Genomic DNA, 16,054 nt, shown 5'->3' with positions numbered 1-16,054 from the left:
GAATCCGTTCGTCCCGAGCGAAGTCGAGGGGCGCTGGCACGGAGTCATCACACACGCCCCTCGACTTCGCTCGGGACGAACGAGTATCGGGTCCGGGATCATGACTCATCAGGTTCACATCATAGGCGGCGGCCTCGCGGGCTCTGAAGCGGCTTGGCAGCTCGCCGAGGCGGGCGTGAAGGTGCGGCTGTCGGAAATGCGCGGGTCGGGGGAGATGACGCCGGCGCATCAGACGGACGGGCTTGCCGAACTGGTCTGCTCGAACAGCTTCCGCTCCGACGATGCCGAGAACAATGCGGTCGGCCTGCTTCACGCCGAGATGCGGGCGCTGGGCTCCCTCATCATGGCCGCCGCCGACGCGCACAAGGTGCCGGCGGGGTCGGCACTGGCGGTGGATCGGGACCGTTTCTCCGCCCAGGTCACCGAAACCATCCGCAACCATCCCAATATCGAGGTCGTGCGCGAGCGGGTCGACGCCCTCCCCGCCTCCGGCCTCGCCATCGTCGCCACCGGCCCGCTGACGGCGGCGAAGCTGGCCGAGTCCATCGGCGCCGAGACGGGAAGCGACTCCCTCGCCTTCTTCGATGCCATCGCCCCCATCGTCCACCGCGACAGCATCGATATGGACATCTGCTGGATGGCCTCGCGCTGGGACAAGGTCGGCCCGGAAGGCGACGGCAAGGACTACATCAACTGCCCGATGACGAAGGAGCAGTATCTCGCCTTTCATCAGGGGCTGCTCGACGGCGAGAAAACCGAATTCCGCGAGTGGGAGAAGGACACGCCCTATTTCGAGGGCTGCATGCCGATCGAGGTGATGGCGGAACGCGGCGTCGACACGCTCCGCTACGGCCCGATGAAACCGGTCGGCCTCGACGATCCGAAGACCGGCCGCTGGCCTTATGCCGTCGTCCAGCTCCGCCAGGACAATGCGCTCGGCACGCTCTGGAACATGGTCGGCTTCCAGACCAAATTGAAATATGCCGAGCAGGTCCGCCTGTTCCGGACCATTCCGGGCCTCGAGAATGCCGAGTTCGCCCGCCTCGGCGGCCTCCATCGCAACACCTTCATCAACTCGCCCCAGCTCCTCGACGGGCAGCTACGTCTGCGAAAGGCGCCGCATATCCGCTTCGCCGGCCAGATCACCGGCTGCGAAGGCTATGTCGAATCCTCGGCCATGGGTCTCCTCGCGGGCCGCTTCGCCGCCGCCGAGATCAGCGGAGACGCGATCACCCTTCCCCCGCCGGCGACCGCGCTAGGCGCGCTTCTCGGCCACATCACCGGCGGCGCCGAGGCCGACAGCTATCAGCCGATGAACGTCAATTTCGGCCTCTTCCCGCCCATAGAAGGCAAAGTGAAGAAGAAGGAACGCAAGGCCGCCTACACCGGCCGCGCTAGAGAGGCCCTGAAGGAGTGGATCGCCGATCATCCTCCCTGCGCTAAAAGCGTCGGGAGGACAGCTAGCACTCGCACTTCGGCTTGGGCTTAGACTTCCGTCGCGTCGTCAGGAACTCGGCAGCGTTGAGGGTGCAGGACCTGTCCGCATCCGCCTTGGCGAACTTCTCGGACGTCGTGATCGCCCACTCCTCGAAATCCAGGCGATTGTCGCCATTGGCGTCGAGCCGCTCCCATGAGCCCCGCCGGCTCCCCATCATCTCCGCGCGGGTGATGATGCCGTCCTCATTGTCGTCATAGCGGGCGAAGCGCTTCTCCTCGCGCGATTTCTCGGGCGCGGCGGGCGGCGTCGGCGGCTTCTGCGGTGCCATCAGCAGGGGAGCCGCCGCGGGAGCGGGCGGGATCGGATCGTCGGCATCCGAATCGCTCGCCCAGATAACGAAGCCCGCCGCCATGAAAAGCATCGCCGACACGGCCCCCCGCGAGAAAGCGCAGCATGGGTCCCCTCCCCCTGTGATCGGGTGAGGTTAGTCCAGAATCACCGTCCCGTGAACCGGTGCCTCAGCATCCGGAGCATCCGCCCCGGCGAGCCCTGGGTTCCGAGGCCGTACTCGATATCGCGGCGCGCCAGCGCATGCAGCATACCGAGCGGGCGCAAAGGGACGGGCCAGCGATTGCGCGGGCGCGCACGCTCCCGCGCGGCGTTGAAGACGGCCATTTTGTCCGGCTCGCCGCTATGACGGGCGAGATCGACCAAAGCCCACGCCTCTCCGGCATCCTCGACCTCCGCCGTCGAGACGTCACCGAGCAGGGTCGCGGAAAACCGGAACAGCAAGCGCCCGCGCGCCGCATAATCGTCAAAGTCGGACGAAGAAAGCGGCTCCTGGTTCAACAGGACGGTCCAGGCCTGCTCAAACTCGGCCAGCGCCGCGCCGGGCACGATCGGCACCACATGCTCCGCCACCGCCCGCAGAACCGGCTCGGCAGGCGCCCTCTCCCGGTCGAGCTTCTCCAAGGCGTCGCGCCACCAGACAAGCTTGATCTGGCCAATCAGCGGTTCCCGCCCGCCCGCCAGAACTGCCCCGAGCGCCGCATCGAGCCGCCATAGGGCCTCCACGGCGGGCCGGTGCTTCGCCGGAACATAGGACAGGGCCAGCGTGCGGTCCGGATCGAGCGGCGTCATGCCGTCAGCGGTAACAGACCTTCTTCGCCGCCTCGACGACATCGTCCACCTTTATGAGCGCCATCTTCTCGAGATTGGCGGCATAGGGGAGCGGCACGTCGACGTTGGTGACGCGCAGCACCGGCGCGTCGAGATCGTCGAACCCCTCCTCCATCGCGATAGCGGCGATCTCCGAGGAGATGGAGCAAGTCGGCCAGCCTTCCTCGACACAGACGAGGCGGTTGGTCTTGGCGAGGCTCTTCAGCACCGTCTCCCGGTCGAGCGGGCGCAGGGTGCGAAGATCGATCACTTCGGCCTCGACGCCCTCTTCGGCCAGCTTGCCGGCGGCGTCGAGCGCCACGCCGACGCCGATCGAATAGCTGACCAAAGTCACGTCCTTGCCCTCGCGGGCGATCCGCGCCTTGCCGATGGGAAGGACATAGTCGTCCAGCTTCGGCACGTCGAAGCTCTGGCCATAAAGCAATTCATTCTCGAGGAACACGACCGGGTCTTCAGACCGGATGGCAGCTTTCAACAAACCCTTCCCGTCCGCCGCCGAATAAGGCGCGATGACAACGAGTCCCGGCACGCTCGCATACCAGGGCCCGTAATTCTGGCTATGCTGTGCCCCCACGCGCGCCGCCGCGCCGTTGGGTCCGCGGAACACGATCGGGCAGCGCATCTGGCCGCCGGACATGTAGTTGGTCTTAGCCGCCGAATTGATGATGTGGTCGATCGCCTGCATGGCGAAATTGAAGGTCATGAACTCGACGATCGGCCGAAGCCCACCCATCGCCGCGCCGGTGCCGACGCCGGCAAAGCCATATTCGGTGATCGGCGTATCGATCACGCGCTTGTCGCCGAACTCGTCGAGCAGGCCCTGTGTGACCTTGTAGGCGCCCTGATATTCGGCCACTTCCTCGCCCATCACGAAGACGCGGTCGTCCTTGCGCATCTCCTCGGCCATCGCGTCGCGCAGCGCCTCGCGGACGGTCATCCGGACCATCTCGGTGCCTTCGGGCACGTCTGGGTCCTTCACCTCGGTCTTCTCGACCGACGCGACCAGATCACGCGCGCCCGTCTCCATCTGGTGCGGCTCGGCGGATTCGGGCGCCGGGACGTCAGCCTGTTCCTTAGGCTCCGCCGCCGGGGCCTTGGCTTCCTCCTTCGGCGCCGCGCTTGTCGCCGAGGCGTCCTCACCCTCGCCCGTCATGACTGCGATCACGGTGCCGACCTTCACCTCGTCGGTCCCTTCGGGAACGAGGATCTTGGCGATCGTCCCTTCGTCGACGGCTTCGAACTCCATCGTCGCCTTGTCCGTCTCGATCTCGGCGAGGATATCGCCGGAGGATACGCTGTCCCCTTCCTTCACCAGCCATTTGGCGAGGGTCCCCTCCTCCATCGTGGGAGAGAGGGCCGGCATCTTAAGCTCTATGGGCATCAGTAGCTCTCGACCAAAACGTCAGTATAAAGTTCGGAAGGATCGGGCTCCGGCGATTGTTCGGCGAAGTCGGCGGCCTCGACGACGATCTGGCGGATATCCTTGTCGATCTCCTTCAGCTCATCCTCGGACACGCCCGCCTTCTCCAGCTCGCGTTTGATCGCCTCGATCGGATCGGACTTGTCGCGCACCGCCTGGACTTCGTCGCGCGAGCGATATTTGGCCGGGTCGGACATGGAGTGGCCGCGATAGCGATAGGTCTTGAGCTCGAGCAGGATCGGTCCATTGCCGCCCCGCACCCATTCAAGGGCCGTCGTCGCGGCGCCGCGCACCGCGAGCACGTCCATGCCGTCGATCTGCAGCCCCGGAATGCGGAAGCTCTCGCCGCGCTTGTAGAGCTGGTCCTCGGCGCTGGAGCGGTTGACGCTGGTCCCCATCGCATATTGGTTGTTCTCGATCACGAAGATGATCGGCAGCTTCCACAAGGATGCCATGTTGAACGCTTCGTAGACCTGGCCCTGGTTGGCCGCGCCATCGCCGAAATAGGCAAGGCAGACGCCGCCGTCGCCGTCATATTTATGCTTGAAGGCGAGCCCGGTCCCCAGCGGCACCTGCGCGCCGACGATGCCGTGGCCGCCGTAGAATTTATGCTCGACGCTGAACATGTGCATCGAGCCGCCCTTGCCCTTGGAGATACCGGCCTCGCGCCCGGTCAGCTCGGCCATGATGATCTTGGGATCGATGCCGTAGGCGAGCATGTGGCCGTGGTCGCGATAGCCGGTGATGACGCTGTCCTTGTCCGGATCGAGCGCCGTCTGGAGGCCGATCGCCACCGCTTCCTGGCCGATGTAGAGATGGCAGAAGCCGCCGATGAGGCCGAGCCCGTAAAGCTGCCCGGCGCGCTCCTCGAAGCGGCGGATGAGCAGCATCTGGCGATAATATTCCAGCATCTCGGCCTTGTCGGCCTTGTGCCGCTTCGGCTCGGGCGGACGCGGGCGGTTGGGCGTGGGCGGCGGTGCGGCCGTAGCGTCCTTCTTTGTGCTGGCGCGCTTCGACGATGCTGCCTTGGCCACTCTTCGGCCCCTTCCTCAAGCTCATGGGATGCGATGGCGGCTCTATGGCCGCAAACGTTGAGGGGTGCAACATGGGGCCACCACTGCCCTCCCATCGCTTCGCGACCGGGAAGAATTACTCAGGGATTTGGATGATCACTTCGTCCGGGCGAATGACGCCCAGTTGGCGCCGCACCATCTCGTCGGCGAGGTCGGGATCGGCGCTGCTCGGGTCGAGCAGGTCCGCCCGGTGCGCCAGCCTGGCCCGCTCTTCCTGGAGCTCGGCGAGGACCAGGCTCTTCTCCTCCTTCAGGCGCCGATAGTCGCCCCAGGCGAGGACGCCGTTGGAGCCGACCACGGCATAGCCGAGGAAGTTGGCGATGATGAGCACGGCGAGCGCCGGCAGCGCCGCCCGCTTGATCAGTTCAATCGTGTGTCGAGTACCGGTGCTCACGGGGCTGACAGAATCAGTAAAATGCCCCGGAATCAAGCTGTTTTCGAGGCGAAGATGCTCCGTCCTGCATATTTTGCGGTGGACCCCAGCTCCTCCTCGATCCGGATGAGCTGATTGTACTTGGCGAGCCGGTCCGAACGGGCGAGGCTGCCGGTCTTGATCTGGCCGCAGTTGGTGGCGACGGCGAGGTCGGCGATGGTCGTGTCCTCGGTCTCGCCGGAGCGATGCGACATGACGGCGGTATAGCCCGCCCGGTGTGCCATGTTGACGGCGTCCAGCGTCTCGGTGAGCGTGCCGATCTGGTTGACCTTCACCAGCAGCGAATTGGCGAGGTCCTTCTCGATGCCCATGGCGAGCCGCTTCGGGTTGGTGACGAACAGGTCGTCGCCGACGAGCTGGACCTTGTCGCCGATAAGGTCGGTCAGCGCCTTCCACCCGTCGAAATCGTCCTCCGCCATGCCGTCCTCGATCGACAGGATCGGATAGCGGCGGGTGAGGTCGGCGAGATAGTCGGCCATCTCCCGGGGCGAGAGCGTCGTGCCCTCCCCTTCCATGCGATAGGCGCCATCCTTGAAGAACTCTGTCGAGGCGCAGTCGAGGGCCAGCACGACGTCATCGCCGGGCTTGTAGCCAGCGCGCTCGACCGACTTCATGATGAAGTCGAGCGCATCGGTCGTCGAAGCGAGCGCCGGCGCGAAGCCGCCTTCGTCGCCGACCGCGGTCGACAGTCCCGCTTCCGAAAGTCCCTTCTTCAAGGTGTGGAAGATTTCGGAGCCGCAGCGCACCGCTTCGGCGATGCTGTCCGCGCCCACCGGCATGACCATGAATTCCTGGAAGTCGATCGGGTTGTCGGCATGCTCGCCGCCATTGATGATGTTCATCATCGGCACCGGCAGCAGATCGGCCGCGACGCCGCCGACATAGCGGTAGAGCGGCAGGCCGCGCGCGTCGGCCGCCGCCTTCGCCGCCGCCAGGCTGACGCCCAGGATCGCGTTGGCGCCGAGGCGCGACTTGTTCTCGGTCCCGTCGAGCTCGATTAGCAGCGCGTCGATCTCCGACTGATCCTCGGCATCCATGCCGACGAGGGCATCGGATATCTCGCCACGCACGGCTTCGACCGCCTGGGAAACACCCTTTCCGAGCCAGCGCGCCTTGTCCCCGTCGCGTTTTTCGACCGCTTCATGGGCGCCGGTCGAGGCGCCGGACGGGACCGCCGCCCGTCCCATGCCGCCATTCTCCAGGTAGACATCCACCTCCACCGTGGGATTGCCGCGGCTGTCGAGAATCTGGCGAGCATGCACGTCGAGAATGGCGGTCATTTATATGGCCTCTTTTTCGGGCTATGGTGGCTGGCAGGCCGCGCTCTATCGGCGCGGTCCTTGAGAAGCAACTTTCCATCTTGAGGGCGGAACGGAAGGCGGTCCGCGCGAGTTTTTGACCATCGAGGAACGGGTCCAATCCCTACAGTCTGGAGGAACACCAATGCCCCCGCGCAACCGAGAACTCCCCGAAGGAACCGATCACATCATCAACGGCGCGATGGAAAGGGGCACGAGCGCGAGCACCGGTCCCGGCGGCGGCTTCGTGGGCAGCGGACAGGCCGACGACACGGGCGGGACCGCCGGCACAAGCAGAAGGGGGAAGGCCGTGACGCAAATCAAGGAAAACGCCGCATCGCTTCGGGATCAGGCCGCCGGCAAGGCCCGCGAATATGCCGTGGACGGCAAGGTCCGCGCCGCCGACGTGCTGGGTGAGTTCTCCGAGGCCGTCAGCGAATCCGCTCGGACGATCGATGAAAGGCTCGGCGCCGAATATGGCGACTATGCCCGCCGCGCCGCGGACTCCGTTTCCGGCTTCGCCGATACGCTGCGCACCAAAGACGTGGACGAGTTGCTCGACGACGCCCGGGCGATCGTTCGCAAAAGCCCGGTAATCGCTATCGGCACGGCGGCGGCTATCGGCTTCGCGCTGGTGCGGCTGGTCAAGGCCGGCCTGGCCGAGGGCCAAGGCGACCAACCCGGAACGCCACCCGAAATTGACCACTCGCCCACGAACACCAAGCCCGGCACGGGCCGCTAACTTTGCACGGGCGAATCGAGAATCCGGACGACAACTCGATCGGCGATCTGGTTCAGCAGCTCGTCGATGAGGGACGCAACGTCGCCAGCGCGGAGGCCAATCTCTACAAGCAGATTGCGCTCTATCGGATCGGCAAGGCGAGGACGGGGGCGATCGCCCTCGCCGCGGGTGGATTTCTCGCCTTCGCGGGGTTGATCGCCGCGCTGGTCGGCCTGCTAATGGGTCTCGCCAACCTGATCGGCCCCGTGGCAGCGGGGCTTGTCGTGCTCGCGATGACTGGAGCCGTCGGCTACCTGCTCGTCCGTTACGGCATCGGCAAGATGGCCGCGCTGTCCGGCGATGCCGAAGAGAAGGCCGCGCTGCTCACCGGGGAGCGCAACCCATGACGCATCCGACAGCCCGAATCGAACAGGCGAAGCGAGAGGTGGAACAGGCGCGGCGGCAACTCGCCTCCACCACCGGCGCCCTCCAGTACAGGCTGAAGCCCGGCAATCTCGTAAGCAGCGCCTGGGAGGGCGTGCGCGAAAAGAGCGGCGAGATGGCCAACGGGGCGCTGCGGACGGTTAAGGATCGCCCCGTCGCGACCTCGGGCGTCCTCGCCGCCCTGGTCATCTTTCTGGCGCGCGAGCCTTTGTGGCGGTTGGCTTCGGGATTCCTCGGCGAGAACGAGGACGATGTCGATGCCGGCACCATCGAGGCCGATCTCGACCATCACGACAAGGGTTATGATCTCACCGCCCCCACGATCGGACGGTCGAAGAAGGAAGGAGTGAAAGTATGACGACGACGGATATGGATCGCGATACCGAAACCGGCAGGAGCGGCCGCGTGTCCGCCGCTAGGGACAAGGTGCGCGAAAAGACGAGCGCCGCCCGCGAGCGGGCGAGCGACGCCTACAACAGCGCGCGGGAGCGCACCGGCGCCGCTTATGGCAGCGCACGCGAGAACGCCTCATACGCCCGCCAGCGCACTGCCGACGGCATCGACGCCAACCCCGCGGCCGCTCTGATCGGCGGCCTCGCTCTGGGCGCGCTCGTCGCGGCGATCCTGCCCAAGACACGGCGTGAGGACGAAATGTTCGGCGATTATGGCCGGCGCCTCAACGACCGGGCCCGGGAAGCGGCTCTCGCGGCGCGCGACGCCGGCACCAGCAAGCTAGATGAAATGGGTTTCAACAAGGACACGGCCAAGCAGAGGCTGGACGAGTTCGCCAGCAGCGCCGGCGAAGCCGCGCGGACATCCGCGAGCGCGGCGGCGCAAACCCTGAAGCGGACGCCGGCCCGGTAAAGGCAAGCCAGGGCATCCTCGTTGCTTCGGAATTCCAAGGCGATTTCCGTAACTTGCGAGGGTGTCCGCGCGTCATCTACGAAATCGACCAATTTCCGAGGGCTTGTCTTATGCGTCCCATTACTCGCGCCGCCGGCGTTGCCTTAGCGGTCGCGGCCATCGCCGTCGTTCCCGCCGCTGCTGAGGTCAATAATCAGGATCCGGGCAAATTCGTGCACAGCCTGGCGACGACCGGCTTCGCCGCGCTTCAGGGAGAGAAGGCCTCCGCGCGCGGCCGGTTCCGGTCGTTGCTGGCCCAGCATTTCGCGGTGGACGCGATCGGCGACCGGCTGATCCGCCGGTGGCGCCCCAAGATCAGCGACGCCCAGTACAAGGCCTACAAGGCCGCCTTCCCGAGCTTCATCGTCGGCACCTATGCCGACCGCCTCTACCAATATGCCGATGCCGACATCAAAATCGTGCGCGTGCAGGATCAGGGGAACAACGCCGCCGTTCTCACCCAGGTCACGCGGCCCGGCGCGCGTCCGGCGACGGCGATCTGGTCGCTCGCGAAAGTTGGCGGCGGTTACAAGGTCACGAATTTGACCGTCAGCGGAGTCAACATCGCCGTGGCTCAAGAGGCCGATTTCAGCAGCTATATCCAGCGCAACGGCTTCGATGCCCTCGTGAACTTCATGGAGAAGCGCGGCTGACCCTTGCCTCGAGCAACGAGCGTGTTAGGCGAGCCCAACTCCCACGTTCGAGGTATCCATGAGCAAGCTTCATCTCGTCTTCGGCGGCCGCGTCAAGGATCCGCGGGGCCTGGAATTCGTCGACCTTCCATCGGTTCACATGGTCGGCCTTTTCCCCGATTATGCGAGCGCGCTCGACGCCTGGCGCGCCAATGCCCAGCGAACGGTGGATGATGCCGAGATGAAATATGTCGTCGTCCACCTCCACCGCCTGATGGAACCGGAACTCGATCAGAAGAAGGCCTAATTTACTCCCTGTCGCGAAGCGATCGGGAGTAAATTAGGCCCCCCGATATCGAAGCAGAAGCAACGGCTTCGCCAGAAGCAGCCCGGCGAGGAAGCCGCCGATATGGGCGGCGATGGCGATGCGGGCGCCGGCTGTTTCGAACGTGAAGCCGACCACGAGTTGAAGGCCTATCCAGGCCCCGGCCAGCCAGAGGGCGTTGAGCCAGAGCGCGAGGGTCGGATTGGCGACCTTCACGCGATTGCGCCCGAACATCATCGAATAGGCGCCCAGCACCGCCGAGATCGCCCCGCTGGCCCCCACCATCGGCGTCTGGTCGATGGGGTCGACCGCATACTGAGCGGCCGCGGCGGCATAAGCGCCGACGATGTAGAGGATGGCGAGCTGTTTACCCCCGATGATCGTTTCGACGGACCGGCCGCAGAAGAGGAGGATGAGGAGGTTGAAGCCGAGATGGATGATCCCGGCATGGACCAAAGTCGCCGTCAGGGGCGTCAGGAAAGCCGGCGCGAGTCCCTCGTCACCGACGACACCCATCATCCGTACCGGAATGAAGCCGCCCCACAGCGCCGCGAAATTGCTATACCCGATCAGGCCCGCGGCCAACCAGGCGAAGGCGGTCGCGCCCGCTATCGCCAGCGTGACACGCGCGCGCCGCCAGTTTTCCGGCGGTCTCACCCTCAGATGAACTCGATCTTCTCGATCTCGTAATATTTGTCGCCCGAGGGAGTCGTGACCTCGACCTCGTCGCCGACCTGGCGGCCGATCAGGGCGCGCCCCAGCGGCGATGAATAGCTGATCCGGCCGATCTTGGCGTCGGCCTCGGTCTGGCCGACAATCTGGTATTTCACCGGCTTGTCGTTCTCGTCGACGAGATGGACGGTGGCACCGAACACGACCTTGTCGCCCGAGAGCGTCGCCGGGTCGATCACCATGGCGCGGCTGAGGCGATCCTCGATGTCGGCGATCTGCGCCTCGACGTGGCCCTGCCGCTCCTTGGCGGCATGGTATTCGGCATTCTCCGACAAGTCGCCGTGCGCGCGCGCTTCCTCGATGGCGTCGATGATCGCGAGCCGCTCGACGGATTTCAGGTGCCTGACCTCGGTGTGAAGCCTCTCATAGCCCTCGGCCAGCATCGGCATCTTGTCCACCGTCGCCATTTCAATGCCTTTCGTAAAACCTGTTTCAGCCGTCTTTCTCTTGAAAAGACCGCCTGACTTTAACGCAATTTGTCAGGATCAAGCTCTGGAAACAGAATAATAGTCTTGGAGCGAGCGGACTTCAAGGTGGTGGTCGCGCTGGGCGGCGATCGCCCGCACCACGGCGGCGCTGGACGCGGCGGTGGTGAAATAGGGCACCTTGGCCATCAGCGCCGACGCGCGGATGGACGCCGAGTCCTTGTGGCTCTGCCAGCCTTCGGTGGTGTTGAAGATGAGGTCGACCTCGCCGTCCTTGATCCTGTCGACGATGTGCGGCCGCCCCTGCGCCACCTTGTTGACCTGGGCGACGTCCAGACCCTGCCCTGCCAGATAGTCGGCCGTGCCGACGGTGGCGATCACCTTGAAGCCGAGGTCGATAATGGCGCGCACGGCCGGCACGATGGCCGATTTGTCGCTGTCCTTGACCGACACGAACAGCGTTCCCCCGCTCGGCAGGATCACGCCTCCGCCGATCTGCGACTTGAGGAACGCGGATGCGAAATCATTAGCGATCCCCATGACTTCGCCGGTGGACTTCATTTCAGGCGATAGAACGGGATCGACTCCCGGGAAGCGGGCGAACGGAAAAACCGCTTCCTTGACGGCAATGTGCGGGACATCGCGCCTTATGGGCAGGAAGTTCATCAGCGGCTCGCCCGCCATCACCCGCGCCGCGATCTTGGCGATGGGCGCCCCGATCGTCTTGGCGACGAAGGGCACGGTGCGGCTGGCGCGCGGATTGACCTCGATCAGATAGACCAGGCCGTCCTTGACCGCGAACTGGACGTTCATCAGGCCGACCACGCCCAGCGCCAGGGCCAGCGCCCTCGCCTGCCGTTCGATCTCGGCGACGATGTTCGGCTCCAGGCTGTAGGGCGGCAGCGAGCAGGCGCTGTCGCCCGAATGGACGCCGGCTTCCTCGATATGCTGCATGACGCCGGCAATGCAGACGTCCTTGCCGTCGGAGATGGCGTCGACGTCGACCTCGATCGCGTCGCGCAGATACTGGTCGATCAGGACCGGGCTGTCGCCCGAGACCTGGACCGCAGTGTGGATATAATCGTCGAGCTGGGCCGGCCCGTCGACCACCTCCATGGCGCGGCCGCCCAGCACATAGGAGGGCCGCGTCAGCACCGGGTAGCCGATGCGCTCCGCCACCGCGAGCGCTTCGTCCCGGCTGCGGGCGATGCCGTTGCGCGGCTGCCGGAGCCCCAGCTTGTCGACCAGCATGGCGAACCGCTCCCGGTCCTCGGCGAGGTCAATGGCGTCGGGCGACGTGCCGAGGATCGGAATGCCCGCCTTCTCCAGCGCGGCGGCCAGCTTCAGCGGCGTCTGCCCGCCGAACTGGACGATGACGCCGACCAGCTCGCCCCGCGACTGCTCGACATGCAATATCTCGAGCACATCCTCGACCGTCAGCGGCTCGAAATAGAGCCGGTCCGACGTGTCGTAGTCGGTCGAGACCGTCTCCGGATTGCAGTTGATCATGATCGTCTCATAGCCCGCCCCGCCCTCGTCGGACCCCAGCGCATAGGCGGCGTGGCAGCAGCAATAATCGAATTCGATCCCCTGCCCGATCCGGTTCGGCCCGCCGCCCAGGATCACGATCTTGCGCCGGTCGCTCGGCTGGCTCTCATCCTCGGGCTCGCCGAAGCTCGGCGCCTCGTAGGTCGAATACATGTAGGGCGTCTTCGCTTCGAACTCCGCGGCGCAGGTGTCGATCCGCTTGAACACGGGCCTGACCCCCAGCTTGTGGCGCAGCCGCCGCACCTCGTCCTCGGTGGTCGCGCCCGCCATCGCCTTCACCGCGTCATGAATAAGCCCATGGCCCCGCGCCAGCACCTTGCCGACGCCGTGCGGGATGTTCGCGGACTTGACCGCCAGCTCGGCCAGCCTCTTGTCGGAAAAGCCCATCGCCTTGAGGCGCCTGAGCTCGGCCGCGTCGTTGGGAATGCCGTCGCGGCAAATCCCCTCCTCCGCCTTGACGATCTCCTTGATCCGCTCCAGGAACCAGGGATCGTATTTGGCGATGGCGTGGATCTCGGCGACGGTGAAGCCCTCGCGCAGCGCCTGGGCCGCGACCAGCAGCCGGTCCGGCGTCGGCCGGGCGAGCGCGGCCTCGATCTCGACCTTGGGCGCCCCGTAGAGCGCCTTGACGCCATCCAACCCGATCAGCCCAGTCTCCAAGCCCCGCAGCGCCTTCTGCAGACTCTCGTGGAAGTTGCGCCCGATCGCCATCACCTCGCCGACCGACTTCATCGCCGTCGAGAGCAACGCCTCCGATCCCTTGAACTTCTCGAAGGCGAAGCGCGGGATCTTGGTCACGACATAATCGATCGTCGGCTCGAAGCTCGCCGGCGTCGCGCCGGTGATGTCGTTGTCGATCTCGTCGAGCGTGTAGCCCACCGCCAACTTCGCCGCGACCTTGGCGATCGGAAAGCCCGTCGCCTTCGAGGCCAGCGCCGAGGATCGCGAAACGCGCGGGTTCATCTCGATGACGACCAGCCGCCCATCCTTCGGATTCACCGCGAACTGGACGTTGGAACCCCCTGTTTCCACGCCGATTTCACGCAGCACCGCGATACTCGCGTTGCGCATGATCTGATATTCCTTGTCGGTCAGGGTCAGCGCCGGCGCGACGGTGATCGAATCGCCGGTGTGGATGCCCATCGGGTCGACATTCTCGATCGAGCAGATGATGATGCAATTGTCCGCGCGGTCGCGGACCACCTCCATCTCATATTCCTTCCACCCCAGCACCGATTCCTCGATCAGCACTTCGGTGGTCGGCGAGGCTTCGAGCCCGCCGCGCACGATCTCGACGAAATCCTCGCGGTTATAGGCGATACCGCCCCCCGTCCCGCCGAGCGTGAAGCTGGGCCGGATAATCGCCGGCAGGCCGGTATCCTCCAACGCTGCCATGGCGTCATCGAGGCTGTGCGCGATCGCCGAGCGCGGGCTTTCCAGCCCGATCCGGTCCATCGCCTCGCGGAACTTCAGCCGATCCTCGGCCATCTCGATAGCGTCGGCGTCGGCGCCGATCATCCTGACGCCATATTTCTCCAGCGTGCCGTCCTTGAACAAAGCCAGCGCCGTGTTGAGCGCCGTCTGCCCCCCCATGGTCGGCAGCACCGCGTCCGGCCGCTCCTTTTCGATGATCCTGGCGACGAACTCGGGCGTGATCGGCTCGACATAAGTCGCGTCGGCCAACTCCGGATCGGTCATGATCGTCGCCGGGTTGGAGTTGACCAGAATGATCCGATACCCCTCCGCTTTCAGCGCCTTGGCCGCCTGCGTCCCCGAATAATCGAACTCCGCCGCCTGCCCGATAACGATCGGGCCCGCGCCGATAATGAGGATGGAGGAAATGTCGTTGCGTTTGGGCATTTAGGGGAAAACCGCTTCTTCTAAAGTTGCACCGGCTGGCATTGACCTGCGGACGCAGTCCCCGACGTGCGTATCACTCTCGTCGAGATCGAAACGCAAAACGACCGCGCTATCGCTCGCATCAACAAGCTTATGGTCGGTTATCCCGCATTGCGTCAGGACTCTCGGCAGCGCTTCGCGAGCATTGGGAACAATCGGCTGAGGACTATCTGGCTGCACACCAACCGCCTCGAAAGCGGTCAATTCGTATGCCTTTATCGCTTGATCGTCATTTGAGCAGGCAGGGCAAAGCACGATAGCAGACGCCGCTAAGAAAGGAGCGCGCATCAACTGGCTTTCTCCAACTGGTCGACAAACTTCTCGAACAAATAGGTGCTATCCTGCGGCCCCGGGCTCGCCTCGGGGTGGTATTGCACCGAAAACGCCGGCCGATCCGTCAGTTCCAGCCCCGCCAGGCTCCCGTCGAACAGCGACACATGCGTCGCCCGCGCATTTTCCGGCAGGCTTTCGGTCTCCACCGCGAAGCCGTGGTTCATGCTGGTGATTTCCACCCGCCCGTCCGACAGCCGCTTCACCGGATGGTTGGCGCCGCGGTGGCCCTGGAACATCTTGGTGGTCCTCGCCCCCACCGCCAGCCCCAGCAGCTGGTGGCCGAGGCAGATGCCGAAGAGCGGCTTGCCCGTCTCCAGCAGCTTCTGGATCACCGGCACTGCATATTCGCCGGTCGCGGCCGGGTCGCCGGGGCCGTTGGAGAGGAAGAAGCCGTCCGGCTCGTGCGCCATCACCTCGTCGAAGGTCGCGGTGGCCGGCAGCACCGTCACCCGCGCCCCGGCATCGGCCAGATTGCGGAAGATGTTGCGCTTGGAGCCATAGTCGATCGCGACGACATGGGGCCCCTCCCCCAGCCCCTCCCGCAGGCGGGAGGGGGATCCCTCATACCCCTGCCCCAGTCGCCACAACCCTTGCGACCACCGAAACATCTGCCGGCACGAAACCTCCTTGGCGAGGTCCATCCCCTCCAGCCCCGGCCATTTCCGCGCCTTGCGCAGCAGCGCCTCGACATCGAACTCGCCCTTCGCGTTATGCGCGATCACCCCATTGGGCGCCCCGCCCACCCGTATCTTCCGCGTCAGCGCTCGCGTATCGACGCCCGAAAGCCCGATCCGTCCGTTCGCCTTCATCCACTGATCGAAACCCTGCACCGCCCGGAAATTGCTCGGCGCCGTCACATCCTGCCGCACCACGCAGCCCAATGCGAACGGGTTGTCCGCCTCCAGATCCTCATAATTGGCGCCGACATTGCCGATATGGGGAAAAGTGAAGGTGACGATCTGCGCCGCGTAGGAGGGATCGGTCATCACCTCCTGATAGCCGGTCATGGCGGTGTTGAAGCAGACCTCGCCCACCGCCTCGCCCTCGGCGCCGAAGCCATGTCCCCAGATCACGCTGCCGTCGGCCAGGACCAATACGCCCGTCGCTCCTAGGGGCGCGGGCGTGTGTCTGGTGTCGGCCATCTGGTCGGGCACTCCTGGGGTCGGTTTTGACGATGTCGCTAAGACTTGTCCGCTAGTGGCCGGCGCGGTGAGCGTCAATCTATTAAAACCGGAACGCGGGGGCTATCGT

The 16,054-nt window shown here is 65.1% G+C and carries 18 protein-coding genes; 8 read left to right on the top strand and 10 right to left on the bottom strand.

Features of this window, described 5'->3' with window-relative positions:
• The first annotated feature begins 100 nt into the window (after window positions 1–100).
• On the top strand, window positions 101–1,489 hold the full coding sequence (gene trmFO / locus VIR62_RS10980) for a methylenetetrahydrofolate--tRNA-(uracil(54)-C(5))-methyltransferase (FADH(2)-oxidizing) TrmFO (RefSeq protein ID WP_431871238.1): 1,389 nt from the start codon (window positions 101–103) through the stop codon (window positions 1,487–1,489).
• Here the strand turns inward: trmFO and VIR62_RS10975 are convergent.
• From VIR62_RS10975 to eno, 6 genes are all read right to left on the bottom strand, one after another.
• Window positions 1,461–1,859, bottom strand: a complete 399-nt coding sequence (locus VIR62_RS10975) for a histidine kinase (protein ID WP_431871289.1) — start codon at window positions 1,857–1,859, stop codon at window positions 1,461–1,463. The genes trmFO and VIR62_RS10975 overlap by 29 nt on opposite strands.
• A 74-nt stretch (window positions 1,860–1,933) precedes the next feature.
• Window positions 1,934–2,578 carry a squalene/phytoene synthase family protein gene (locus VIR62_RS10970; RefSeq protein WP_431871236.1) on the bottom strand — a complete coding sequence of 215 codons (645 nt, stop codon included), beginning with the start codon at window positions 2,576–2,578 and terminating at the stop codon, window positions 1,934–1,936.
• Between the two features lie 4 nt (window positions 2,579–2,582).
• Window positions 2,583–3,998, bottom strand: a complete 1,416-nt coding sequence (locus VIR62_RS10965) for a pyruvate dehydrogenase complex E1 component subunit beta (protein ID WP_431871234.1) — start codon at window positions 3,996–3,998, stop codon at window positions 2,583–2,585.
• On the bottom strand, window positions 3,998–5,071 hold the full coding sequence (pdhA, locus tag VIR62_RS10960; protein WP_431871232.1) for a pyruvate dehydrogenase (acetyl-transferring) E1 component subunit alpha: 1,074 nt from the start codon (window positions 5,069–5,071) through the stop codon (window positions 3,998–4,000). Before pdhA ends, VIR62_RS10965 begins: the two co-directional genes overlap by 1 nt.
• Window positions 5,072–5,186: 115 nt before the next feature.
• Window positions 5,187–5,504 carry an FtsB family cell division protein gene (locus VIR62_RS10955; RefSeq protein ID WP_431871230.1) on the bottom strand — a complete coding sequence of 106 codons (318 nt, stop codon included), beginning with the start codon at window positions 5,502–5,504 and terminating at the stop codon, window positions 5,187–5,189.
• Window positions 5,505–5,536: 32 nt separating this feature from the next.
• On the bottom strand, window positions 5,537–6,823 hold the full coding sequence (gene eno / locus VIR62_RS10950; RefSeq protein ID WP_431871228.1) for a phosphopyruvate hydratase: 1,287 nt from the start codon (window positions 6,821–6,823) through the stop codon (window positions 5,537–5,539).
• 163 nt (window positions 6,824–6,986) lie between these two features.
• Here eno and VIR62_RS10945 point away from each other — a divergent pair, with 163 nt between their 5' ends.
• The 6 genes from VIR62_RS10945 (at window position 6,987) to VIR62_RS10920 (ending at window position 9,848) form a co-directional block, all read left to right on the top strand.
• On the top strand, window positions 6,987–7,583 hold the full coding sequence (locus VIR62_RS10945) for a hypothetical protein (protein ID WP_431871226.1): 597 nt from the start codon (window positions 6,987–6,989) through the stop codon (window positions 7,581–7,583).
• Window positions 7,584–7,585: 2 nt separating this feature from the next.
• Window positions 7,586–7,969 (top strand): phage holin family protein, encoded by a 384-nt coding sequence (locus VIR62_RS10940; protein WP_431871224.1) that lies wholly within the window; start codon window positions 7,586–7,588, stop codon window positions 7,967–7,969.
• Window positions 7,966–8,364: a DUF3618 domain-containing protein gene (locus tag VIR62_RS10935; protein WP_431871222.1), complete on the top strand. Its 399-nt coding sequence runs from the start codon at window positions 7,966–7,968 to the stop codon at window positions 8,362–8,364. Before VIR62_RS10940 ends, VIR62_RS10935 begins: the two co-directional genes overlap by 4 nt.
• Window positions 8,361–8,870 carry a hypothetical protein gene (locus VIR62_RS10930; RefSeq protein ID WP_431871221.1) on the top strand — a complete coding sequence of 170 codons (510 nt, stop codon included), beginning with the start codon at window positions 8,361–8,363 and terminating at the stop codon, window positions 8,868–8,870. Before VIR62_RS10935 ends, VIR62_RS10930 begins: the two co-directional genes overlap by 4 nt.
• 110 nt (window positions 8,871–8,980) lie before the next feature.
• Window positions 8,981–9,562 (top strand): MlaC/ttg2D family ABC transporter substrate-binding protein, encoded by a 582-nt coding sequence (locus VIR62_RS10925; protein ID WP_431871219.1) that lies wholly within the window; start codon window positions 8,981–8,983, stop codon window positions 9,560–9,562.
• Window positions 9,563–9,620: 58 nt separating this feature from the next.
• Window positions 9,621–9,848 (top strand): DUF4170 domain-containing protein, encoded by a 228-nt coding sequence (locus tag VIR62_RS10920; protein ID WP_431871217.1) that lies wholly within the window; start codon window positions 9,621–9,623, stop codon window positions 9,846–9,848.
• 33 nt (window positions 9,849–9,881) lie between these two features.
• Here VIR62_RS10920 and VIR62_RS10915 read toward each other — a convergent pair whose 3' ends face one another.
• The 3 genes from VIR62_RS10915 to carB form a co-directional block, all read right to left on the bottom strand.
• Window positions 9,882–10,523 carry a rhomboid family intramembrane serine protease gene (locus tag VIR62_RS10915; protein ID WP_431871215.1) on the bottom strand — a complete coding sequence of 214 codons (642 nt, stop codon included), beginning with the start codon at window positions 10,521–10,523 and terminating at the stop codon, window positions 9,882–9,884.
• 2 nt (window positions 10,524–10,525) lie between these two features.
• Complete coding sequence (greA, locus tag VIR62_RS10910; RefSeq protein WP_431871213.1) at window positions 10,526–11,005, bottom strand: transcription elongation factor GreA; 480 nt, start codon at window positions 11,003–11,005, stop codon at window positions 10,526–10,528.
• A 78-nt stretch (window positions 11,006–11,083) separates the two neighbouring features.
• Entirely contained in the window at window positions 11,084–14,431 is a 3,348-nt protein-coding gene (carB, locus tag VIR62_RS10905) for a carbamoyl-phosphate synthase large subunit (RefSeq protein ID WP_431871211.1), read from the bottom strand.
• A gap of 66 nt (window positions 14,432–14,497) precedes the next feature.
• On the opposite strand from carB, the gene VIR62_RS10900 reads away from it, so the two are divergent.
• Window positions 14,498–14,707: a hypothetical protein gene (locus VIR62_RS10900; protein WP_431871209.1), complete on the top strand. Its 210-nt coding sequence runs from the start codon at window positions 14,498–14,500 to the stop codon at window positions 14,705–14,707.
• Between the two features lie 50 nt (window positions 14,708–14,757).
• Here the strand turns inward: VIR62_RS10900 and carA are convergent, their stop codons facing one another.
• Window positions 14,758–15,945, bottom strand: a complete 1,188-nt coding sequence (carA, locus tag VIR62_RS10895; RefSeq protein WP_431871208.1) for a glutamine-hydrolyzing carbamoyl-phosphate synthase small subunit — start codon at window positions 15,943–15,945, stop codon at window positions 14,758–14,760.
• Between the last annotated feature and the right edge of the window lie 109 nt (window positions 15,946–16,054).

The organism is Allosphingosinicella sp. (assembly GCF_036570505.1).
Classification (GTDB): domain Bacteria; phylum Pseudomonadota; class Alphaproteobacteria; order Sphingomonadales; family Sphingomonadaceae; genus Allosphingosinicella.
Note: the sequence above shows the minus strand (reverse complement) of the source record. Positions and strands in the feature narration are given on the sequence as shown.